Below are 22,143 nucleotides of genomic sequence, written 5' to 3'. Positions count from 1 at the left end.
CAGGTTTTCAATGATTACGTTTTAGGGCATGAAACTTTCTCGAGCTTCTGCCCCGGAGTCCTCGGACACATCCCGCCCGGCTCCGACATCGATGTCTCACCTGCCTGAAGCGCTGCCGCCACAGACGCCCCAGACAGCCCGCCCGCCACTAGCTACCGACACGCTGCTTAACTGCACTTCCCTTCCTGCAGTCGTCGTCGACCTCGCGGCGGTCGAAGCCAATGCCCGCGATATGCTCCGCCGTGCAAACGGGATGCCTATCCGCGTGGCCTCGAAATCGATTCGCATTCCACAGCTTATTTCGCACGTCCTGGCCTTCCCCGGTTTCCAGGGCGTGCTGGCATATTCACTGGCAGAGGCGCTGTACCTATTCCGAGAAGGCATTAGCGACGACATCGTCGTCGCCTACCCAACACTTGACGCCCGCGCTATCTCAGAGCTTGCCGACGATGATGCAGCGCGTGCCGCCATCTGCGTCATGGTTGACCGTCCCGAGCATCTGGAGGCGCTGGCGTCGTCGGCAAGCGAAAATGCGCCAATCCGCGTGTGCATGGACGTCGACGCATCCTTTCGCCCCCTCCCCGGCGTGCATATCGGTACGCTGCGCTCAAGCCTGTTCTCGCCGAAGCAGGCAGCGGCGTTTGCCAAGCAGATCATTGCCCACCCGGAGCTGCAGCTGGCCGGAATCATGATGTATGAGGGACACATTGCCGGAGTGGGCGATGCCGGAAACTCCCTGCGTGCGCGCGCAATTCGAGTGATGCAGGCCGTCTCAAAGAAGGAATTGGCAAAGCGCCGCGCGAAGGTTGTCGCTGCAGTCGAGAAAGTGGCGGGGCCGCTGGAGTTTGTCAACGGTGGTGGCACGGGGTCGCTGGAGTCGACGTGCGCCGAGGCCGCAGTCACCGAGGCAGCGGCGGGGGCGGGGTTCCTGGCACCAACCCTCTTCGATAACTATCGCGCATTCAATCTGCGCCCGGCGTCCTGGTTTGTGTTGCCGGCGACGCGACGCCCTAAGAAGAGCGTGGTCACGGTGTCCGGCGGTGGTCGAATTGCCTCTGGACCGGCGGGAGCTGACCGGCTGCCAACCCCCTGGTACCCCACTGGCCTGCGCTACGCGGCAGAGGAAGGACCAGGTGAGGTGCAGACTCCGCTGCTCGGCAAGACCGCCGACGCAATTTCGCTGGGAGATCCCGTGTGGTTCCGCCACGCCAAGGCCGGCGAAATAGCCGAGCACACACAAGAAGTCATTGCAGTTCGAGATGGCGCCATCATCGCCCACTGGCCCACGTACCGAGGAAAGGGATTGATCTTCACATGAGCAATTCACGCAACAACGCCCGCTTCACAGTCTCTACAGTTGAGTCCCGCGTACCACGCGTACGTCGGCGTGCGCAGGCAAAAGCCGTCGCCAACTCTCATTGGAGCAATTGGGCGCACACGCAATCGTGCACCCCGTCCTACACTCATCAGCCGCACGATGATGAGGGCGTTATCTCGGTAATTAAAGCGGCGAAGACCGAAGGAACTACGGTGCGCCCGCTAGGGGCCGGTCATTCTTTTACTTCCGTGGCCACCACCGATGGGCACCGCATTCAACTCGACCGCTGCTCTGGTCTGGTCGAACTCGACGCCGCCAACCAGACCGCCACGCTGCGTGCCGGCACTCGCCTGCGCGACACTCCAGGTATTCTGCGCCCGCTCGGTTGGGCACTTCCCAACCAGGGCGATGTCGATCCGCAGTCGCTGGCCGGTGCTATCTCTACTGGCACACACGGCACCGGGCTTGGATTCACCGGCTTCGCAGGCACCGTGAAAGGATTCAAGATTGTCACCGCGGATGGCGTCGTCAGGCACTGCCATCCGGACGCTGAGGGAATCGACGGCGAGCTCTACCGCCTCGGACGGCTGGGACTGGGTGTCTTCGGCGTGCTTACGGAGGTCACGATGTCCGTCGTGCCAGCGTTTGATCTGCACGCCGACGAGCACCGCGAAGAGTTTGATTCCCTGCGCAAGAGTTTCGCCGAGCGCTGCAAAGAAGCTGACCACCTGGAGTTTTTCTGGTTCCCGGGACAGCGCGAGACGCTGGTCAAGCACAATACTCGCATTGAACCGCAGCGCCACCGCCGCCCGAGCCGCAATAGCCTGAAGCAGCGCCTGGGCAGCGCGCGTACGTATCTTAACGACGAAGTCGTCAACAACATGGGACTCTTGGCGTGCTGCGAGATTGCTAAGGCCATTCCCGCTACGACCGATACCATCAACCGGATTGCCACCAACACCGTGCCAGAGCGCAGCTACTCCAATGAGGCGCACAAGGTCTTTGTCTCGCCGCGCCGAGTGCGTTTTTCCGAGATGGAGTACTCCGTCCCGCTCGAGGCCGCTTCCGATGTCCTCGGGGAAATCCGCGACGCGATTGCCCGCAAGAGGATGAAAGTCTCCTTCCCCATCGAGGTGCGCTCCGCGAAAGCCGATGATGTGGCCCTATCCACTGCGTACGGTCGCGACAGTGCCTACATCGCCATCCACCGCTACTGGAAGGAAAATTATCGAGAGTACTTCAACCTCATCGAGCCGATTTTCAAGGCCCACGAAGGTCGCCCGCACTGGGGCAAATTGCACACGCTTCGCGCGGAGGATTTCGCGGAACGTTATCCGCTGTTCGGCGAGGTCCAGGCACTACGGGAAAAGGTCGACCCGCAGGGAATCTTCCTCAACGAGCACCTGCGCGAACTTTTCTGCTAATTATCTGCCGGCTTTACGACGTCCCGGGTAACCGCCCCATCCGCCTGGTCAGCGGCATCGTCGGAAACCGCGGCCGGTTCAACACCGGCCTTGCGGAGTTCCCGGCGAACCCGACGCTGCCGGAGCATCTTCAAGATGAGGTCGCAGATGAACAGCGCGACGGCACCCCAGATGATGAAGAACCCGATCCAGCGCTCCGGTTCGAGCTGCTCGCCCAGCACAGTGACTGCCAGGGTGATTTGGAGAACCGGAGTGAGGTACTGCATCAGACCCAAGGTGGCCAGCGGCAGGCGTTTGGCACCTTCGCCGAAGAGCAGCAACGGAATGGCGGTAGCAACACCGGCGCTCATCATGAGCAGCGTGTGGCCTGTTCCTTCGGAGCTAAACGTGCTCTGCCCGTTGTAGGTCAACCAGAGGATGTAGGCCAGAGCAATCGGTGTGATTACGGCGGACTCGGCCGTCAGCGAAGCTGCGGAGGAAAGCGATACCCGCTTCTTCATTAGTCCATAAAAACCGAAACTGAACGCCAGCGCCAGCGCACCCAACGGCGGATGTCCCACACCAATTGTGAGAACAATGACCGCAATGGTTGCCAGGATGACACTGCCGAGCTGCAACCGCGAGATGCTTTCACGGAAGAAAATCATCGCCAACAAAACGCTGACCAGCGGGTTGATGAAGTAGCCGAGCGCGGCCTCCGCCACCTGCCCATTGTTGACCAGGTAGACGTACACACCCCAGTTGACGGAGATCAACAGTGCGGCAATAAAAATAGTGCCCCAGGTCTTGGCACTCGCGGCCTTCAGCTCTGGCCATGCGCGCATGAAGCTGAGGGCAATGACCATAAAGACAAGGGTCCAGACGAATCGGTGCGCCAAAATCTCTACGGCCCCTGCTGGTTCCAGCAAGGGGAAATAGAGCGGAAACAGCGCCCACAAAAGGTACGCACCGAATGCCTGAATCACTGTTGACTGACTCCTTTTCGTTCTTGTTGAAACTGACTGCGTACTGGCGGCAGAGTTCTAGCCGCTTCATCCTAGTCGTTTGGATTTAGGACACTTAGTTCTGGTTTCTATTAGTTCTGGCCGCTTAGTTCTGGCTCAGCCCTGGCGCAAAGAGCGGATCTTTATCCGTGAAGCCGGAACTCAGCACCGGGCGAATACCAAAGCGGCCACGCGCCGCATCTGATGGCAGCGCCTCGACAGCTTTCACATCGGGCATTTTCTTGACATCCATCAACGATTCAGCGTCACCATAGACCAGTAAACCGTTGAAGCCGAGCCGTTCGTCGTCAATCGCGACGTCCGCGTAAGCAGCCGCTAACTCCAGCTGATCTTGCAGCAGCTTTTCTTCGCTAGCTGTTTTACTCGGCTGCGGCAAATACCGGGTGCTCACACCGCCGATGATTGCAGTCGATACTCGCAGAGAGGGCTCTTTTTCATAGACCTGTGCCGCTTCTTGCGCATCAAGCAGCCGATCAAAAGTCACCATCGCCCAGAACTTCGGGTCCTCCACGACTGGCTGGCCTGTCTTTAGCCGGTGGTCCTCTTTCTTCATATTCTCGAGGGACTTGTCGGCACGCTCTACGTACTGCTCGGTTGCTTCCCACGGGTCCGGGCCGAGCGCATCGCCGTTGAGGTTCTGCGGCTTGCTTACCCGATCGGAGGTCGAAGCGACTGCTAACACAATCACCAATACGACAACACAGAAACCAGAGATTAGTGCCATCACTGGCGAAATACTGCCGTCACCAGTGCTTTTCGCACGAGTTTCACGGCGTGGTGGGGTCTTGGATCCCGATGGGGTCTGCGTCATGCGCTCTGCCTCAAAACTTCCAATGCGTGGTTCAAATCATCTGGGTATGGACATTCGATTTCCATCCAGCGACCATCTGCCGGATGGTGGAAACCAAGCGAGACCGCGTGAAGCCACTGGCGGTTGAGCCCCAGCCGCTTGGCCAATGCCGGATCAGAACCGTACATGGGATCGCCGCAGCATGGGTGATTCAGCGCAGAGAAGTGCACGCGAATCTGGTGCGTACGCCCAGTTTCTAGATTCACCTTCAGCAGCGTTGCTGGGGCGAAGGCCTCAAGCGTTTCGTAGTGCGTCACAGCATGCTTGCCATCCTGGCGGACGGCAAAGCGCCAACCCGCCGACGGATGACGGCCAATCGGCGCATCAATTGTCCCGGACAGCGGATCCGGATGCCCCTGAACCAGAGCGTGATAGGTCTTGGACACCTCACGGTTTTTGAACGCCCGCTTGAGCACGGAGTAGCCCCGTTCGGAGCAGGCGACAACCATCACGCCAGAGGTGCCAACATCGAGGCGATGCACGATGCCTTTTCGCTCGGGCGGACCGGAGGTAGAAATGCGGAAACCAGCAGCCGCCAGTCCGCCGATAACCGTTGGGCCTTCCCAACCGACTGACGGATGTGCGGCCACACCGACAGGCTTGTGAACAGCCACCAAATCGGAGTCGTGGTAGAGCACGTCCATGCCCTCGACGAGTTCCTCTTTGGGAACCAATGGCTTTTCCACCGGCGGCAACAACACAGAGAGGAAAGCGTTTTCTTCCAATCGGTCGGACTTGCCAACGCTCACGCCATCGACCGTGATGTCCCCAGCCGCTGCCAAATCAGCCACCGCTGTGCGCGAGAGCCCCAACAACTTAGCCACACCGGCGTCTACCCGCATACCAGCCAAGCCCGGTGGAACGGGCATCTGCCGGGTTTCTCGGTCGGGCTGGTGCGCTCCCCCGAGTGCTGCACCACCATTTACTGCATTGTCGTTCACTGCTGTCCTCCCTCCGCCGACTGCTTCTGATCCTGCTGAGCAGATTTCTTCTCCGCTGCAATCTGATCAGCGAAGAGATCCGGCTCCTTGGAAAAAACCATCCAGATAACGAGGATAATAACGCCCACAGTAATCGCGGAGTCCGCGATATTAAATACGGCAAAACCCTTAACCGACAGGAAATCGACGACGTGGCCGACGTAGAAACCGGGTTCCCGAAACAGCCTATCGATGAGGTTGCCCAGCGCACCACCAGCAATAAGCCCCGCTGCAGTCGCCGATATAGGACTGCGCAGCCAATGGGAAAAGCACATCACAGCCAGGATGTAAACCAGCTGCAACGTGGTAAAAACCCAGGTGGCGTTCGTGCCAAAGGAAAAGGCTGCACCGGGGTTAAAAACGAGCCGCAACTCGAAGAGATCGCCAATGACCTGCACCGCAGGACGGCCATCGAGAGTCTTCAAAGCGATAATCTTGGTCAGCTGATCAATGATCGCAACTGACACAATAACCGCAGCGAGAATCCCCCGCCGCGGGAAATATGTCCTCGTTTCCTTCTTAGTCACTGTCCCATAATGGCCTAACAAACCCATATTCAGCCAACTGACACCGCCCGGGTGGTTCATATCCACCACGAAACCGGTACGCTAACCGGTGTGACTCGACGTTTCCAATCTCAGTTTGTTCCGGCCTCCTCTGCTTTACGACGTGCAGGAGGCACCACCTCCTCGTGGTTCCGTCGACCTAGCCGCAGCGACCAGCCTGGTCACACCAAGCGTGGCCTGCTGGCGAGGGTCGGCACCGCTGTTGTTGCCGCTACCACTGTGGTGTCATTGGCCGCGTGCTCGTCGGAAAGCTCGGTGGAAACGCAACCCGTGGACGTTGCACAACCCAAGGTCGAATTGACCAGTGCTGGTAGCGGTGAGCTGGCGAGCGTGCGCTGGAAGGACGACGGTGCAGAGCAGGAGTCGACCGTGGCGGTGACGCAGGGCTTCGCGCAGCGTGGCGGAAACGCCGATAGCGACCAGACGTTCCCGGACACCCGCCTGGAAATCCCCCTGACCAGCACTGTTACCAGCGATAACGATACTCGTGTGGTGACGTCAGAGGTGGGTAAACCCCACGGCTCCAACGATGAGCTGAATGAGGATATCGCTACCGCACAGGGCTTTATCTCTGATTGGTCAACAACAGCCACTGGTGAGGTCAAGGAACTCAAGCTGGGAGCGCCGGAGAAGGCGACCGACACCGCTCGCGCTGGTGTGGAGATGGCGCTGCAGCAGCTGCATTCCGTACCTATCGTCTTCCCTTCCGAGGACATCGGAAAGGATGCGACCTGGACGGTCGAAAGCGAGGTCGAAGGCCAGACCACGATGACGCAGAAGGTGACCTATACCCTGCTCAGCCGTGCGGGCGACATTGTTAATTTGAAGGTCGATGTCAAGCAGGTGCCGACCGTCACGGAGTTGGACACTGGCGGAGAGGGTGCACTGAAGGTTGTCGAGGCCACGACTGACATGCTTGCCGACCGCGTCACCATCGACCTGACTAAGCCCCTTCCGATGAAGGGCAACATCGACTTTGTGACCTCCGTGACCTACGGCGACGGCAACTCCGATGTGCGCATCACTCAGCAGACGCACCGCGGGCTGGAGTTTAAGGACGGCAGCGAGTCGAAGAAGTAGCCCAGAGCCCAGAAGAAATAGCTCTGGCCAGCGCAAGGTTAGAAGACGAGAAAGTGTCTAGGTTTATGTCACTTTTCTTCCCAAAAAATGGGCGGAACTGTCATAAACCTAGACACTTTCTTTTGTCTGCCCCAGTGCACCCGACCGGGCTAGGCTGTGATGCCTGGGCCAACGGCACCTAAGCCGGTGGAGGTGGAGGAGGCGCGTCCTCCGCCGGAGCCGGAGCTGGCGGTGGCGGGACCTCCTCAGCCGGCGGTTCAGGCGCGGGTGGCGGAACTTCCTCAGCGGGTGGTTCGGGCGCCGGAGCCGGGGCTGGCTCCTCGACCGGTGCTGGGGCCTCCTCAACCGGAGCCTCTTCAACTGGGGCTTCTTCCTCCGGCTCAGGTGGCGGCGGAGGGGTTTCGCCCGGCGCGAGGCAGAACCCAGGCTTGTGCTCCGGATCAAGCGTCGATGCCAGGTTGCAGGCCCATTCCTTGCTCAGCATCCAACGGCCATCCCTGTAAATGAAGTCCACCTGATCCACGAGCATCGGATCTTCCTCCGGGCGGAGGATATTGACACCGGCTACGGCCTGCTTCGTCGTGAAGCCGGGCGTAATCGGATCAATGACATCAAAGCTGATTTCCTGCTCATTGGCACTATTGGTGACAATGTCGAAGAAATCGCCGGCAGTATCGCCGTCCTCAATGGTCAGCGCCTTTTCCTCGATAGGTAAATCGGGGTTGATAAGGCGTGCGAGGACGTCGTTAAGCTCTGCGCGCGTCGGCAGCATGATGACGGGTTCCGCCGAGCTGGATGTCTTCGATTCAGTCGTCGGCGCTGCAGTATTGCCACCACCGCAGGCAGCTAGCCCAAGTGCGCTGACCGAGACCATCGCCGCTACTGTCACACCACGCGCTGTGCGCCAACGCATTCCGCTAACGCGCTGGTTGCAGGGGACTTTCATATGTGCACTACTCCAATTAAATCTGCATGAAGATTCGCTGGCTTCACGCCTTCCATAATCCTACACAAGGCCAAAACATCGCCTGGGTAAGATGGTGGACATGTCGACTCAGGATCATTCCCCGGCTAGCTCGACCTCGTCTAGCACGGCCTCCCCTCGCCGAATCGTTGTCATCACCACCGGCGGCACCATCGCCTGCACCACAGATCGCAGCGGTGCGCTAACCCCGACCATCTCGGGCACGGAGCTCGTCGCAGCGGTCGCGCAGCGTTATCCAGAGGGCATGTTAGAGCTGGAAGTTCGTGAGCTCGGGATGCTGGACTCGTCGAATCTCGCGTTCACCGACGTTGACCGTGTTCTCGCCGCTATTCACGAAGTGCTTGATGACGACTCCGTGGACGGTGTCGTCGTAACTCATGGCACGGACACGATGGAGGAAACGGCCATGGCTGCCGATATTTTCCATGCTGACTCGCGTCCGGTTGTCTTTACTGGTGCACAACTTCCCTATGATCATCCGGAAACCGACGGACCGGGGAACCTCTTTGAGGCCGTGACCATTGCTTCCGATGCCTCTGCGCAGGGAATTGGCGTTCTTATTGTCTTTGGCCACGCAGTCTTGCCGGTACGAGGTGCGACGAAGTGGCACACAACCGATCCTTTGGCTTTTGCCACTAATGCACCGGAGGAGCCGGTTCGTCCAGATCCGCTGCCTCTGGCGGCTTTGGCGGGCTCGAAGGTAGAGATTATCCCCGCCTACTTGGGTGCAGATGGATCACTGCTGGATTCGGCAGTCGCCGCCGGTGCACGCGGCATTGTCGTAGAAGGCCTGGGGTCGGGCAATGTCTCCGATGAGTTTGCCGCTGCCATTGCCCGGGCCATTGCCGCTGATGTGACCGTCGTGATGGCAACGCGCGTCCCACGTGGTGATGTCCACGCCGCCTACGGCGGTGCCGGTGGCGGTGCGACGCTGGCTCGGCACGGTGTGATTAGCGCTGGTTGCGTGCATGCACCGCAGGCGCGCATCATTCTCGCCGCCGCGCTGGCTGCGAATGTGCATCCGCAGACGCTGTTCTAATTCACGCCTCGATGATGCGGATGATTTTCGCCGGGTTTCCAGCCACGACTACGCCCGCGGGAACGTCCTTAGTCACCACGGCACCCGCGGCGACCACGGAATTGTCGCCGACGTGTACACCGCCCAGGATGATGGCTCCGCCACCGATCCAGGCATTGCGTCCGATGATGATTTCATCTCCAGACTCTAGATAAGCGGCGCGGGCCTCAGCTCCCAGTGGGTGTACTGGTGGAAGAAGCTGCACGTTGGGCCCGAGCTGCGCGTAGTCGCAGATTGTCACCTTCACCACGTCAAGTGCGGTGAGCCCAAAGTTGATGAAAACGTTGTCGCCGATGTGGATGTTATCGCCGTAGTCCAGGTAAATGGGCGGGCGAACGGTGCTGCTCTCTCCGAAAGACCCCAATGCCGGTGCCAGCACTTGCTGTGCTGCCTGCTGGTTTTCGCGGAACGCGACCTCAAATTCAGCAGCCACCTGGCCAATTCGCACGTTCAGAGCCTGCGATTCCGGATGGTCCGCGATATACCACTGACCGTTTAACATGCGCTGGCGGTTATCCAGACCGTCGTCGGGAAGTGTGGTCGACGGATTCGGATCTCGATCGGTGTTGCGCAACGAGGCGCGGCGAGCTGCCTCGAGCTCTGCAATGCGGGATTCGGTAGTCATAGTGCCCCAATTTACGGACAGCGCATAAACAGAGCGCCGCGAACGGCATCGAGGCAGGCAACCGCATCACGCATCCGCGTCGGGGCCGAGTTCGTCTTCGCTTTCCCGCTCAGGTTGCGGCAAGTCGAGAGCTGCTGCTTCGTCGGATGCCAGCCACTCCGGCCAGTCCAAACTGCACACCGCAGAGCACGGGCGCAGCTCCGGGTCGTCTTCCTTCAGCGTGATCATGCGCCCGGGGCCGCTGGTGCGGCTTTCAAAGCGGACAGTCACAATCCCGTGGCCCGACCCCTGCACCCAACCATGTCCATACTCGCTGTGGTGTACGTCCGAGGTGGGTGCCCACTTGGAGTCGGAAAGCCGAACGGTCGGCAACGCACCGGTTCCAGATAGCTCGACCAGGCCGGCGGGAGCGTCGGAAAGCGCAGGTGCTGGCACTCGATCTTCGACGGTGATTGCGCGGTCGAGCTCAGGAAACAGGACTTCTTGTATGTGCGAATCCAGCCCGGAGAAACCGACGCCCACCAATCGCACTGGGCCGACCTCCGCGGGCGTGAACGCGATTCGGTGCGCCACCGCCATGAGGGTGTCGAAATCCTGTGTGGCGTAGGCGAGCGTCTCAGATCGGGTATGGATGCTCAGGTCAGACAGACGCACCTTGCAAGTGATGGTGCGAGCACCACGGCCATCTTTTTTGAGCCGTCGAAATGCGGACTCACCTGCGCGATCGACGGCGGTGTGGAGCTGGGCCTGCGACTCCAAATCCTCAGGATAGGTGTACTCCGCCGATACAGACTTGGCGACATCGCGCTCCTTAACCGGCCGATCGTCCGTCCCCTGCGCCAGCTGCCACAGCATCACACCGGTTTTGGATGTCAGCGAAACCTCGACATCGCGCTGGGACATGGCGGCAAAATCACCGATCGTCTCCACGCCCAGCGTGTGCAGTTTCGCAGCGGTGACAGGGCCAATACCCCAGAGCTTCTCTACCGGCAATGGGTGTAGAAGCTCGTGATTGCGTGCGGGGTCCAGCACGTACACGCCATCGGGTTTCGCCAGGCCGGAAGCAATTTTCGCGAACTGCTTGCCCGCGCCCGCGCCTATCGACGAGGCCAAGCCGGTCTCCCGCCGGATATCTGTCCGCAGCTGCTCCGCCCAGGCAATGACCTGCTCCTTCGAGGCTCCCTGAAGCTCTTCGGGTTCCATGAAAGCCTCGTCGACGCTGAGCTGCTCGACCACGGGCACGCGCTCGCGGATTACAGAGAACACGCGGCGCGACACCGGCCCGTAGATGCCCTTGCGCGCGCTGACCGTCACTGCGGTCGGTGGCATGAGACGACGTGCGCGAGCCATCGGCATAGCCGAGTGCGCGCCGTACGCGCGGGCCTCATAGGAGGCACCGGCGACCACACCTCGACCGCCCAGTCCGCCGACGAGGACTGGCCGCCCGCGCAGAGTCGGGCGGGTGAGCTGCTCGACGGACGCGAAGAACGCGTCCATGTCGATGTGCAGAACCCACCGCCCGGAAGTCGGCATAGAGATTACTCTCCCCTACTGCTTGGCAATATCCGCCGAGCAGCCGTCCGCCACGTCGTAGCTCAGCGACTCTCCGCCAGCGACGACCTCGAAAGCGGTTGCGAGAACCTCGCGGGCGATGAGGCCAGCGTGGCGGTTGGCCCACTCCTCACGCTCGGCCGGCACCTGCAACTTCACCGAAATGCGGTCGGTGACCTCAAGGCCAGCGTTCTTGCGGGCATCCTGCAGACCACGGATGCGGTCAGCGGCCCAACCGCGGGACTCCAGGTCCTCGTCGAGCTCAGTGTCGAGCACAACCAGGCCATTGACGCCGTCGACCTCAGCGGTGGAATCCGGCGAGATCGCGACCAGGTTGCGGGTGTACTCGCCCTCCTGCAGCGGAATGCCATCGGCGACAACCGCGCCGTCGACAACCTCATAGTTGCCAGACTTCACAGCCTTAATGACCTTCTGGACGTCCTTACCCAGGCGCGGACCGGCCACGCGAGCGTTGACGGAGACCTCGAATCGTCCCACCGAGTCCACGTCGGAGGTGAACTCCACCTTGTCGACGTTGACCTCGGAGGAAACGATGTCGGTGTACTCACGCAGACGCTCGGCATCCGGGAATGCCAGGGTCAGCTTCTTCAGCGGCAGGCGGTTACGCAGCTGGTTGGCCTTGCGGATGCGCGATGTTGCCGAGCAGACATTGCGGACAATATCCATGGACTCAACGAGTTCGTCATCGGTCGGCAGCTTGTCGACGTCCGGCCAATCCTCCAGGTGCACCGAGCGGCCGCCAGTGAGCGAGCGCCAGATGACCTCGGTGGCCATCGGCAGCAGCGGAGCAGCCACGCGGGTGAGAACCTCCAGCACCGTGTACAAGGTATTGAAGGCCTCTGGGTGCTTGACATCGCCGGCCCAGAAGCGGTCGCGGGAGCGACGCACGTACCAGTTGGTCAGTGCGTCACAGAACTGACGGACCTCATCGGTGGCAGCAGCAATGTCAGTGTTGTCCAGGCATTCAGTGACAGCACGGACGGTTGCTGCAAGCTTGGCCAGGATGTACTTGTCCAGGATGTTGTCGGAGTCTACCGACCACTCGGCCGGTTTGGAAGCGTAGAGCTGCAGGAACGAGTATGCGTTCCACATCGGGAGCAGCGCCTGGCGCACGCCCTCACGAATGCCCTGCTCGGTGACAATCAGGTTGCCGCCGCGCAGAATCGGGCTGGACATGAGGAACCAGCGCATGGCGTCGGAGCCGTCGCGGTCGAAGACCTCGTTGACGTCCGGGTAGTTGCGCTTGGACTTACTCATCTTGTTGCCGTCATCGCCCAACACGATGCCGTGGGCGACGACCTTCTTGAACGCCGGGCGGTCGAACAGTGCAACCGACAGGACGTGAAGCAGGTAGAACCAGCCGCGGGACTGGCCGATGTATTCCACAATGAAGTCGGCCGGTGCGTGGGACTCGAACCACTCCTTGTTCTCGAACGGGTAGTGGAACTGCGCAAACGGCATGGAACCGGAGTCGAACCAGACATCCAGGACATCCGGGACGCGGCGCATCATGGACTTACCTGTCGGGTCGTCCGGGTTCGGGCGCACCAGCTCGTCAATCTCCGGGCGGTGCAGTGTGGTCGGGCGAACGCCGAAGTCCGCCTCCAGCTCATCGAGGGAACCGTAGACGTCGACACGCGGGTACTCGTCGTTGTCGGAAACCCACACCGGAATAGGCGATCCCCAGTAGCGGGTACGGGAGATGTTCCAGTCACGTGCGCCCTCGAGCCACTTGCCGAACTGACCGTCGCGGACGTGCTCCGGCATCCACTCAATCTCGTTGTGGTTGAGCTCCACCATGCGCTCGCGGATCTTGGTAACGGACACAAACCAGCTCGGCAGTGCCATGTAGATCAGCGGCTCGCCCGAACGCCAGGAGTGCGGGTAGGAGTGCTCGATGGTGCGGTGCTGGACGACGCGGCCAGCGGCCTTCAGGTCACGGATGATGTCCTTGTTGGCGTCAAAGACCAACTTGCCCTGGTACTCCGGCACCTGTGAAGTGAACTTACCGTCCATGTCCACCGGAATGATGACATCAATGCCGTATTCATTACAGGTGTTCATATCGTCTTCACCGAAGGCCGGCGCCTGGTGGACCACACCAGTACCGTCCTCGGTGGTGACATAGTCCGCCACCATAATCTGGAAAGCGTTCGGGTGATCTGCGAAGTAGTCGAAGATCGGCTGATAGGTCAGGCCTTCCAGGTCAGCACCAGCGAAGGTAGCCACGACCTCGTGTTCCTTGCCCAATTCCTTGGCGTAGGCACCAATCAGTGCTTCTGCCAGCAGGAAGGTCTTACCTGCAAACTCCGGCACGGAGGAATCCTCGCCGACCTTAACTACGGCGTAGGTGACCTTCGGGTTCACGGCCAGACCAAGGTTGGACGGCAGCGTCCACGGCGTGGTGGTCCAAGCGATAGCCGCAGTGTCAGCGAGCACCGGGTTGTCCGCCAGCGTCTTCTCCGCTGCCGAGCCTGCCTTGGCGCCGGTGAACGGGAAGGTCACGGTCAGGGTCGGGTCCTGCCGCATCTTGTAGGAGTCATCCAGGCGGGTCTCCTGGTTGGACAGCGGGGTGTGCTCTGCCCAGGAGTACGGCAGCACGCGGAATCCCTGGTAGACCAGGCCCTTGTTGTAGAGCTCCTTGAAGGCCCAAATCACGGACTCCATGTAACTCATGTCCATGGTCTTGTATCCGCCGTCAAAATCAACCCAACGCGCTTGACGAGTGACATATTCCTTCCACTCGCCCGCGTACCGCAACACCGACTCAGCGCAGTACTTGTTGAAGTTAGCCAGACCCATTTCCTCGATCTGGCCCTTGTCCTTAATACCGAGCTGCTTCTCTGCCTCCAGCTCAGCCGGAAGACCGTGGCAGTCCCAGCCGAAGACGCGACCAACCTGGTAGCCACGCATGGTCTTGTAACGAGGGACGATGTCCTTGACGTAACCGGTCAGCAGGTGACCGTAGTGCGGTAGACCGTTGGCGAACGGCGGGCCATCATAAAAGACGTATTCGTCAGCACCATCACGCTGATCGATAGAGGCCTGGAAAGTGCTGTCCTTGCCCCAGTACTCCAGAACCTTTTCCTCCAGTTCCGGAAACTTCGGGCTGGAGGTGTACTTACCAAAGTCAGCAGTGCGCGGATACGCGCCACCTGCCGGAGTGGCCTCAGCAGAGGCATTTACATCGTTCGAATTAGACACCGCTTCTACGTCACTTCCGTGGTCGAACATCATTAATACTCACCACGGGGACGCATGCCTAGCCCCTTCAGCGTTGTTACTGGTGACGCTGAAAAGGAGTCTCGCGCGGTACCACCCCGCTTGGCATCACGCTTTACGACGGTTCTTGCGAACAAGAACCATGCGGCTTCACGCGATAGCCCGCTTATTTAATAAGGCTTTGTAACGGTGCCAAACCGTTCGGTTCTACTGGGCCCATTTTCTACTGGACTGTTCTTCCGAAACGCTCCCCGGTGATGGCCGGCTCATTGCGCGTATGGGTGTCAGTATAGCAGTGTCTCAGGCAACTACTACAACCCTGACCGGAACAAAGAATGCGATTGGTTCGCAGGGAAAGATAGCAAAAACCACCGCGCTCTGCCTCCCCTCCCTGGGGAGCCGAGCGTGGTGGTTTTCTACGTGTTGGCTACGTAATTAGTTGTTGTAGCCGTCGGCCGGGGCAGCCGACTCGCGAGAGTTCAGGTCGTCGAGCTGGGACTCCAGGAAGGTCTTCAGGCGAGTGCGGTACTCGCGCTCGAAGATGTGCAGCTCCTCGATGCGCCCCTCCAGAGCGGTCTGCTGCTCCTTGACGGTGGTCATGATCTCGTGGTGCTTGCGCTCTGCATCGTCCTGCAGCGCGGTTGCCTTCTGCTGCGCTGCGGTGATGGTGGCGTTAGAGCGAGCGTCTGCGTCGCTGATCATCTGCTCGCTGCGCTGGCGAGCGTCAGTGAGGGTCGACTCAGACTCGTTACGGGCATCAGCCAACAGCTGCTCACTGCGCTTCTTGGCATCAGCCAAAGTTGCTTCTGCCTCATTGCGAGCGTTGGTGATAGTGCGCTCGGCCTCTTCATTGGCCTCTGCCACGGTGCGGTCAGCGTTTTCACGAGCCTCGGTGACAAGCTTGTTGGCCTCAGCGTCGGCGTCAGTGGTGACGCGATCAGCGGTGTCCTGAGCAGCCTGCAGGATACGAGCAGCGCGGAGGCTAACTTCCTGCGACTCGGTGCCGGTGCTTGCTGCAACTGCCTGCGGCTGCTCCGCAGCTGCGGAGGAAGCCTGCTGTGCAGAAGCCTCTGCCTCAGAAGCACGCTTCTCAAGAGCATCCAGACGATCCTGGTAGTGAGCCTCAATCTCCTGCTGCTGAGCGCTCAGGCGCTCGTTGTACTCAGCGCGCAGCTCCTGCTCAATTTCCTTGCGCAGCTTGTCCTCATCGACAGCCGGCGCCGCAGCGGCAGCACCGGAAGCAGCGTAGTCTGCGCCGCCACCCTGCTCTAGCTGACCCTCAAGGTCCTCAACCCGCTGGCGCAGCTCAGCGTTTTCATCCTGGAGCTCACCCAGTGCGTCCTCTACGAGGTCGAGGAACTGATCGACCTCGTCCTCGTTGTAACCACGCTTGCCAATCGGAGGCTTGCTGAAAGCCACATTATGCACATCAGCCGGAGTCAACGGCATGGTGAGTTCCCCTAACACTTTGAGCGGACAGTTCTTAAGAAATCTTAAGAGAATTATTTCCAGTAGTACTGTTTACCCGGCCAATCCTACCTGCTCTAGTCACAGTCCTCACCCCATTTATTTTGGGCAGGACTCTATCCCCCACGTTCTAACCAATGGCAAAGTTCTAGTAAAACGTTAAACCTCGCCCTTACCCTGCACCTTTAGCCACAGAACTTTACCCCCGACACAATAAAAACCCATTGGGGATTACATTCCCCAACGGGTTCCTATTGTTGCCCCCGATTAACACCCCCGGCGGCAATTCAATGCCCGAGAACATCGCATTCGGGACAGTCAAAACAACACAGCTCCACCGAAATCCACATTGTGGATCCCAAGCAAACAGTTAGCGATATTTACGCCACCGCGCCGAGAGCTACCTGCAGCACCATTCGCAGAATCATAAGGATGAAGAACAAAACAAGCACAGACATGTCCACCATCACGTTGCCCATCGGCATAGGCGGGATGAGTCGGCGCAACAGCTTCACCGGCGGGTCGGTAATGACAAAAACAACTTCGCCAATCGACGAAAACACCCTGCCTGGTCGCCAAGAGCGAGAAAATGACTGAATCATTTCAATCACAATGCGAGCCAACAGCAGATAGGTGAAAAGCTTCAGCAGGATTAGCAGAACTAGCAGTAGTGAAGACACGAATAAACAGTCTAGCTAATTAATCGAAATACGAAACACTAACAAGCCATGCGAGCCGGCTGACTAGCCGGACATCCGGTCGAACTGGCCCTCGTTGACATCGCAGCCATGCGGGTACAGGGTGAACACGGAGCCGTCAGCCTTGATTCGACCGCGCAGACCGAAAACCAGTCCAGCAACGAAGTCGACGTAGCGCTTAGCCTCAGATGGGTCAAGCTCACTCAGATCGAAGGTGACAATGTCACCGTCGCGGAAGTGCGAACCGATGTCCGGAGCCTTGGAGTACTTGTCCTGGAAACCACTTTCCGGCTTGATGAAGACCTGCTCCGGTTCCTTGGTCTCAGCAACGGAGTGCAGGTTGCCGTAGCGGTAGTCCTCCTCGCGGGAGTTCACACTTGCAGTCTCACGTGGAGCCTCTTCGCGCAGCTCGTAGCGGTGGCGCTCCGCACGACGCGAGTCGGCATAGGAGTCATCAAAACGCTCCTCGTCACGGCGGTCAAACTCGTCGTAGTGCTCGTCGTAAGCCGCGTCATCAGTCGGGGTAAGACCGAAAAAATTTGAAACCCCACGGAAGAAATCAGCCATCTTCTGCTACGTCCTTCTTAGTGTGCGAATTTAAGTCTGTGCTACCCACAACCTACCGGCTGGGTTGGCAATATCGCATAGACACGCGCAAATTTGGCGCGCCAAAATTACAACTTTGAAACTTAGCCCTGCTCAGGCAGGATTACGATGCCCGCCTGACGGCCAGTCTTCCCCTCCCGCCGGTAGGAAAAGTACTGCTCATTGTCAATAGTGCAGCTGGGCTCGACATTGACATGCCGTACACCGAGGTCATAGAGCTGACGCATCAGGCCGGCGCGCACGTCGACACCGGCAGTCCCCTGCTTCGTTCGCATCTTCGCTCCGGGCAAATGCTTATCGACGTCATCGGCCATCGACTCAGGCACCTCGTAATTGTGGCCAGAAGCCGCCGCACCGAGAAGCGCATGGATATTCTCGGGCGTGGCACCGAGCTCAATCATCTTCTCGACAGATTTACGAACGATTCCGTTGCGGGCACCGGTCCGCCCTGCGTGTACCGCAGCGGCGACACCCGCATAATCGTCGGAAAGCAAGACGGGAACGCAATCGGCAACGAGCACTACCAGCGCGAGACCCGGCGTGGTCGTGACGATGGCGTCGGTAGCCGAGACAGGCTCAGTTTGTGGTTCGTTGACGACGGTGACCGTGTTGGTGTGAAGCTGCTCCATGTAGACGAAGCGGGCACGGTCGATTCCCAGAGAATCGGCCAAGCGCTGGCGGTTGCGTTCGACTGCGGACGGGTCATCGCCGACATGATCTCCAAGATTGAAGGAATCATATGGTGGCAGCGAAAACCCGCCGCGCCGATTCGTCAGAATTTTTCGGCTGCGGCGGGATTCAGTCATGATTTCTTAGAAGCCCCACTCCGGCAGGTCACTGGAAGCCTGGTAGCCGCCACGACGGTCGTCGCGGTCATCGCGGTGAGCACCACGGTAGTTGCGGTTTTCCTGCGTACGCGGTGTCGGGTTATCGGTGAACAGACCACCGCTGTTCGGGTTGGTGCGCGGGACAAAGCGGTCGCGATCCTCACGCTCGCGCGGCTGTGCGACCGGGCGCTCTTCCTCCACACGCGGGGCCGGAGCGCCGAGGTTGTCACCGCCCGGCAGTGCGCTGCCCTGTCGCGGTGCCTGCTCAGCGGCCGGACGCGCCTCGGCATCCTGTGCAGCCGGACGTGCAGCGGCACCTGCAGCTGGCTTGTCCAGCGGGTTGCCGTTACCCTGCTCAAAACCGGTAGCAATCACAGTGACGCGAACTTCGTCACCGAGGTTGTCGTCGATAATGGTACCGAAGATGATGTTGGCATCCGGATCAGCCTTTTCCTCCACGATGGACGCGGCGGCGTTGACCTCCATCAGGCCGAGATCGGAGCCACCGGCGACGGAAATAAGCACACCCTGTGCACCATCCATGGTGGACTCCAGCAGCGGGGAGTTAATGGCCTGAGTCGCGGCATTCATCACACGGTCGTCGCCGCGTGCGGAGCCAACGCCCATCAGAGCCGAGCCAGCCTCAGCCATTACCGAGCGGACGTCGGCGAAGTCGACGTTAATCATGCCCGGAATGGTAATCAGGTCAGTAATACCCTGGACACCGTTGTAAAGAATCTCGTCGGCAAAGCGGAACGCGTCCATCATGGACAGATCCTGCTCACCAATCTGCAGCAGACGCTGGTTCGGAATGGTGATAAGGGTGTCACAGACCTCCTTGAGGGTTTCAATGCCCTCAGCGGCCTGGCGCGCACGGCGCTTGCCCTCGAAGTCGAACGGCTTGGTTACCACGCCGACGGTCAGGGCACCGGACTTCTTGGCGATGCTCGCGACAACCGGAGCTGCACCGGTACCGGTTCCACCGCCCTCACCTGCGGTAACGAAGACCATGTCGGCGCCCTTGAGGGTCTCTTCAATCTCGTCCTTGTGGTCTTCCGCGGAAGTGCGGCCAACCTCGGGGTTAGCGCCAGCTCCCAGACCACGAGTTGCCTCACGCCCAATGTCGAGCTTGACATCAGCGTCGGAGAACATCAGGGCCTGCGAGTCGGTGTTGACTGCGATAAATTCGACACCCTTCAGCCCCTCCTCGATCATGCGGTTGACAGCATTGACGCCACCGCCGCCGACACCGACGACTTTGATAACGGCGAGGTAGTTATTCGGGGAGGTCATTGCGCGTTTCTCGCCCTTTCCTATAGGTCCTAAATAATTTCATCTAGCCACGTTGCACATGGGCCGCACGACAGCATTGGCACCGCCGGGCAGTACAGCTCTCCATGACACCGCACGGAAGAAGTGCATCATGGCCGAAAAGCTGTTGACCCCATTGTGGTCGAAAACTGCAAATAATTCAGCGACCTTTTAGCGCGTGTCGCTACCTTAAACCTGCACTTGAGGGATAGTGTTTAGCCACAGAAATCACTCCAGACACCACCATTCTCTACTCTCCCTTAGCAGCGGGTAGTCGGGGGTTGGAGACATTCCAAATCTTCTCGCCACGGTTCAGCACAATCTCCGTCGCGCGTGCCTTTTCTGCCGCATTATCCGAGGACCCGAAGTACACCTCGTATCCATCGGTCAGAAATAGCTTGATCTCTGCCTCGGAAGGAGCGCTAATCCGCTCCACACGGTGTGCAACGGGCTCTGGCAACGCCTTGACGACGTTCAAAACCGCCTTGATAACGCGCGGTTCGGGGTCAACTTTGCCGTCTGTTGGCTCATCCACACGAGGTGCATCAACAACCTCGATGACACCCGCCGGCGGGGCTGCCGTGACGAACTCCTGACCATTTGCGGAAAACAGATGCTCTCCGTCAGTGGCACGGACAAACACCACCGGGGTGAATTCTCGTACCGAAATAGTCACGCCCTGCGGCCACGAACGACTGACAGTCACGCTATCGACCCACGGCTGCCCCGCCACGGAGCGCGCTGAGGCATCCGTGTCCAAGCGAATGAGCTTTTGATTCTCGGAGATACCACTGGCCTCGACAATCGCGTCTTTATCCCCGTGGACGACGCCCTCAACATCGATGTTTTTCACAACCAGCCACGGCGAAAACCACACCACCGCTGCAACGATGGCGATAATCGCGACCAGGCCACCGCCGACGAGCCAGCCGCGTCGCGGGGCGCGCGCTGAACGCCGACGCCGCGACGCTGTTGCGCCCCGGCCTGCACCGTCGGTCTGCTGAGATTGCTTTCGGCTGGTTTTCACAGTGCTACGACTCCACCTGTTCGTCGTTGTCTCCGCTGAGCTCGCGCACGATTTCGTCGGCAAGCATCGTCACAGAGCCAGCGCCGATGGTCAGGATGACGTCGTGCGGTTCGGCGATTTCGCGAACGCGAGCCGGGACGCTGGTGAAATGCGGCTCATACGTCACAGGGATGGTCATTTTGTTGGCAATGAGCGCGCCGTCGACGCCCGGCAGTGGCTCCTCGCGGGCGCCGAAGACATCGAGCAATACGGCCTTGTCCGCCAGAGACAGGGCGGCAGCGAACTCGTCGGCAAAGTTGCGAGTACGCGAGTACAAGTGAGGCTGGAACACAGCGATGACCTTGCCACGACCGGCCTCGGTGACCAACTCCCGAGCTGCGCCGAGAACTGCGGAGACCTCGGTCGGGTGATGCGCGTAGTCGTCGTAGATACGAGCGCCAACAAATGGCCCCTCGCCGATACTGCCGTGGTAGTCAAAGCGGCGACGGACACCGGTGAATTCACCGAGACCGCGCGCCATACGCCCCAAATCTGCCCCGACGCAGTCGCCACCGACCATTGCAGCCAGCGCGTTGAGCGCCATGTGACGGCCGGGCTGATGAAGTTCAAACCTCACCGATGTCGAGCCAACAGTGGCCTCCACGCGGGCACCACCACCGACCGGAGTCCAGCCGTGCAAAACGGCACCGACCGGCAGCGTCGGGTGTTGAGCCAAGGCTTCTTCCCCACCATAAGCCAGCACGTTAATGCCGCGCTCCACCGCGCGCTCGCCCAATGCGGCCGCATGCGGATCCTCAGCACAGATGACCAGATGACCGCCATCCTTAATGCGCTCTGCAAAAGCGTCAAAGACGGCGTAGTAGGTCTCGTCGTCACCGAAAAAGTCAAGGTGATCGGGCTCGATGTTGGTAATTACGGCCACTTCCGGCTGGTAGGTCAACAACGAGGCATCCGACTCATCGGCCTCAGCAACAAAGACATCGCCACTGCCCTGGTGAGCATTGACACCGGCCTTGCTCATCAGACCGCCAACGGCAAAAGACGGATCCAAACCAGCTGCCTGCAAAGCGGCGACGGTCATCGATGTAGTCGAGGTTTTGCCGTGAGTACCGGCGATCAGGAGAGCCTTGGAGTCCTGCATCAACAGCGCTAACACATCGGAGCGTTTGAGCACCGGAATGTCCAGCTCATGTGCACCGGCCAGCTCCGGATTCGTCTTCGGGATAGCAGCGAAGGAAATGACCACTGCGTCCGGCAGCTCTCCCTCGCCAGCAAGCTCGAGATTCGCACGGTCATGCCCAATGGCGATGGTGGCTCCCATCGCACGTAGTCCCACCACCGCGCGGGACTCCTTGACATCGGAACCGGTAACACGAATGCCACGCGCCAACAGGATGCGAGCGATACCGGACATACCGGCACCGCCAATGCCAATCATGTGGACACTTGCGGGCAGCTCTCCCGTTACCGGCTGAAAGTCATCGAAATTAACGTTCATGTTTA

At 59.8% G+C, this 22,143-nt stretch carries 19 protein-coding genes; 4 read left to right on the top strand and 15 right to left on the bottom strand.

The window, feature by feature from the left end; translation table 11 throughout:
- Window positions 1–28 precede the first annotated feature (28 nt).
- On the top strand, window positions 29–1,318 hold the full coding sequence (locus tag HMPREF2562_RS07495) for an alanine racemase (RefSeq protein ID WP_070549817.1): 1,290 nt from the start codon (window positions 29–31) through the stop codon (window positions 1,316–1,318).
- Window positions 1,315–2,742 carry a D-arabinono-1,4-lactone oxidase gene (locus HMPREF2562_RS07490; protein WP_048734784.1) on the top strand — a complete coding sequence of 476 codons (1,428 nt, stop codon included), beginning with the start codon at window positions 1,315–1,317 and terminating at the stop codon, window positions 2,740–2,742. The genes HMPREF2562_RS07495 and HMPREF2562_RS07490 overlap by 4 nt, the downstream gene beginning before the upstream one ends.
- On the opposite strand, the gene rarD is transcribed toward HMPREF2562_RS07490, so the two are convergent.
- The 4 genes from rarD to lspA form a co-directional block, all read right to left on the bottom strand.
- Window positions 2,739–3,707, bottom strand: coding sequence for an EamA family transporter RarD (gene rarD / locus HMPREF2562_RS07485; RefSeq protein WP_049193996.1), 969 nt, complete (start codon window positions 3,705–3,707; stop codon window positions 2,739–2,741). The two genes, HMPREF2562_RS07490 and rarD, sit on opposite strands and share 4 nt — an antisense overlap.
- 124 nt (window positions 3,708–3,831) lie before the next feature.
- Complete coding sequence (locus tag HMPREF2562_RS07480; RefSeq protein ID WP_049193997.1) at window positions 3,832–4,557, bottom strand: hypothetical protein; 726 nt, start codon at window positions 4,555–4,557, stop codon at window positions 3,832–3,834.
- Window positions 4,554–5,465, bottom strand: coding sequence for an RluA family pseudouridine synthase (locus tag HMPREF2562_RS07475; protein WP_042389388.1), 912 nt, complete (start codon window positions 5,463–5,465; stop codon window positions 4,554–4,556). The genes HMPREF2562_RS07480 and HMPREF2562_RS07475 overlap by 4 nt, the downstream gene beginning before the upstream one ends.
- 68 nt (window positions 5,466–5,533) lie before the next feature.
- On the bottom strand, window positions 5,534–6,103 hold the full coding sequence (lspA, locus tag HMPREF2562_RS07470) for a signal peptidase II (RefSeq protein ID WP_049193998.1): 570 nt from the start codon (window positions 6,101–6,103) through the stop codon (window positions 5,534–5,536).
- A gap of 90 nt (window positions 6,104–6,193) precedes the next feature.
- Here lspA and HMPREF2562_RS07465 point away from each other — a divergent pair, with 90 nt between their 5' ends.
- Window positions 6,194–7,222, top strand: a complete 1,029-nt coding sequence (locus HMPREF2562_RS07465) for a hypothetical protein (protein WP_224433257.1) — start codon at window positions 6,194–6,196, stop codon at window positions 7,220–7,222.
- Between the two features lie 178 nt (window positions 7,223–7,400).
- Here the strand turns inward: HMPREF2562_RS07465 and HMPREF2562_RS07460 are convergent, their stop codons facing one another.
- Window positions 7,401–8,135 (bottom strand): WKL family lipoprotein, encoded by a 735-nt coding sequence (locus tag HMPREF2562_RS07460; RefSeq protein ID WP_224433258.1) that lies wholly within the window; start codon window positions 8,133–8,135, stop codon window positions 7,401–7,403.
- Window positions 8,136–8,259: 124 nt separating this feature from the next.
- Between HMPREF2562_RS07460 and HMPREF2562_RS07455 the strand changes: the two genes are divergently transcribed.
- The gene (locus tag HMPREF2562_RS07455; protein WP_080969603.1) at window positions 8,260–9,246 is read left to right on the top strand and encodes an asparaginase; all 987 of its coding nucleotides are present in this window, start codon (window positions 8,260–8,262) and stop codon (window positions 9,244–9,246) included.
- 1 nt (window position 9,247) lies between these two features.
- Here the strand turns inward: HMPREF2562_RS07455 and HMPREF2562_RS07450 are convergent, their stop codons facing one another.
- The 10 genes from HMPREF2562_RS07450 to murC form a co-directional block, all read right to left on the bottom strand.
- On the bottom strand, window positions 9,248–9,910 hold the full coding sequence (locus HMPREF2562_RS07450; RefSeq protein WP_080969604.1) for a DapH/DapD/GlmU-related protein: 663 nt from the start codon (window positions 9,908–9,910) through the stop codon (window positions 9,248–9,250).
- Between the two features lie 66 nt (window positions 9,911–9,976).
- A complete protein-coding gene (locus HMPREF2562_RS07445) occupies window positions 9,977–11,443 on the bottom strand; it encodes a DNA polymerase IV (RefSeq protein ID WP_049190455.1) in 1,467 nt (488 codons plus the stop codon).
- Between the two features lie 15 nt (window positions 11,444–11,458).
- The gene (gene ileS / locus HMPREF2562_RS07440) at window positions 11,459–14,719 is read right to left on the bottom strand and encodes an isoleucine--tRNA ligase (RefSeq protein ID WP_083295718.1); all 3,261 of its coding nucleotides are present in this window, start codon (window positions 14,717–14,719) and stop codon (window positions 11,459–11,461) included.
- A gap of 420 nt (window positions 14,720–15,139) precedes the next feature.
- Window positions 15,140–16,153: a DivIVA domain-containing protein gene (locus tag HMPREF2562_RS07435; RefSeq protein WP_049170271.1), complete on the bottom strand. Its 1,014-nt coding sequence runs from the start codon at window positions 16,151–16,153 to the stop codon at window positions 15,140–15,142.
- Between the two features lie 398 nt (window positions 16,154–16,551).
- Window positions 16,552–16,851: a YggT family protein gene (locus HMPREF2562_RS07430; protein ID WP_048731166.1), complete on the bottom strand. Its 300-nt coding sequence runs from the start codon at window positions 16,849–16,851 to the stop codon at window positions 16,552–16,554.
- Window positions 16,852–16,914: 63 nt separating this feature from the next.
- Window positions 16,915–17,436, bottom strand: coding sequence for a cell division protein SepF (sepF, locus tag HMPREF2562_RS07425; RefSeq protein ID WP_048731168.1), 522 nt, complete (start codon window positions 17,434–17,436; stop codon window positions 16,915–16,917).
- Between the two features lie 122 nt (window positions 17,437–17,558).
- Window positions 17,559–18,281 (bottom strand): peptidoglycan editing factor PgeF, encoded by a 723-nt coding sequence (gene pgeF / locus HMPREF2562_RS07420; protein WP_049190457.1) that lies wholly within the window; start codon window positions 18,279–18,281, stop codon window positions 17,559–17,561.
- Between the two features lie 6 nt (window positions 18,282–18,287).
- Window positions 18,288–19,595 carry a cell division protein FtsZ gene (gene ftsZ / locus HMPREF2562_RS07415; RefSeq protein ID WP_016422996.1) on the bottom strand — a complete coding sequence of 436 codons (1,308 nt, stop codon included), beginning with the start codon at window positions 19,593–19,595 and terminating at the stop codon, window positions 18,288–18,290.
- A 268-nt stretch (window positions 19,596–19,863) separates the two neighbouring features.
- Window positions 19,864–20,640, bottom strand: coding sequence for a cell division protein FtsQ/DivIB (locus HMPREF2562_RS07410; RefSeq protein ID WP_016422997.1), 777 nt, complete (start codon window positions 20,638–20,640; stop codon window positions 19,864–19,866).
- Between the two features lie 4 nt (window positions 20,641–20,644).
- Window positions 20,645–22,138, bottom strand: a complete 1,494-nt coding sequence (gene murC, locus HMPREF2562_RS07405; RefSeq protein WP_016422998.1) for a UDP-N-acetylmuramate--L-alanine ligase — start codon at window positions 22,136–22,138, stop codon at window positions 20,645–20,647.
- Between the last annotated feature and the right edge of the window lie 5 nt (window positions 22,139–22,143).

This window comes from Corynebacterium sp. HMSC077G07 (assembly GCF_001809225.1).
Classification (GTDB): Bacteria; Actinomycetota; Actinomycetes; order Mycobacteriales; family Mycobacteriaceae; genus Corynebacterium; species Corynebacterium jeikeium_D.
The sequence above is the reverse complement of the archived record's forward strand: the minus strand, read 5'-3'. Positions and strand labels throughout refer to the sequence as shown.

Excerpts from the sequence above, each read along its gene's own strand:
- HMPREF2562_RS07495 (WP_070549817.1), top strand. The coding sequence starts at position 29 with ATGAAACTTTCTCGAGCTTCTGCCCCGGAGTCCTCGGACACATCCCGC.
- HMPREF2562_RS07490 (WP_048734784.1), top strand. The coding sequence starts at position 1,315 with ATGAGCAATTCACGCAACAACGCCCGCTTCACAGTCTCTACAGTTGAG.
- HMPREF2562_RS07480 (WP_049193997.1), bottom strand. The coding sequence starts at position 4,557 with ATGACGCAGACCCCATCGGGATCCAAGACCCCACCACGCCGTGAAACT.
- HMPREF2562_RS07475 (WP_042389388.1), bottom strand. The coding sequence starts at position 5,465 with ATGCCCGTTCCACCGGGCTTGGCTGGTATGCGGGTAGACGCCGGTGTG.
- HMPREF2562_RS07460 (WP_224433258.1), bottom strand. The coding sequence starts at position 8,135 with ATGCGTTGGCGCACAGCGCGTGGTGTGACAGTAGCGGCGATGGTCTCG.
- HMPREF2562_RS07455 (WP_080969603.1), top strand. The coding sequence starts at position 8,260 with ATGGTGGACATGTCGACTCAGGATCATTCCCCGGCTAGCTCGACCTCG.
- HMPREF2562_RS07450 (WP_080969604.1), bottom strand. The coding sequence starts at position 9,910 with ATGACTACCGAATCCCGCATTGCAGAGCTCGAGGCAGCTCGCCGCGCC.
- HMPREF2562_RS07445 (WP_049190455.1), bottom strand. The coding sequence starts at position 11,443 with ATGCCGACTTCCGGGCGGTGGGTTCTGCACATCGACATGGACGCGTTC.
- ileS (WP_083295718.1), bottom strand. The coding sequence starts at position 14,719 with ATGATGTTCGACCACGGAAGTGACGTAGAAGCGGTGTCTAATTCGAAC.
- HMPREF2562_RS07435 (WP_049170271.1), bottom strand. The coding sequence starts at position 16,153 with ATGCCGTTGACTCCGGCTGATGTGCATAATGTGGCTTTCAGCAAGCCT.
- sepF (WP_048731168.1), bottom strand. The coding sequence starts at position 17,436 with ATGGCTGATTTCTTCCGTGGGGTTTCAAATTTTTTCGGTCTTACCCCG.
- pgeF (WP_049190457.1), bottom strand. The coding sequence starts at position 18,281 with ATGACTGAATCCCGCCGCAGCCGAAAAATTCTGACGAATCGGCGCGGC.
- ftsZ (WP_016422996.1), bottom strand. The coding sequence starts at position 19,595 with ATGACCTCCCCGAATAACTACCTCGCCGTTATCAAAGTCGTCGGTGTC.
- murC (WP_016422998.1), bottom strand. The coding sequence starts at position 22,138 with ATGAACGTTAATTTCGATGACTTTCAGCCGGTAACGGGAGAGCTGCCC.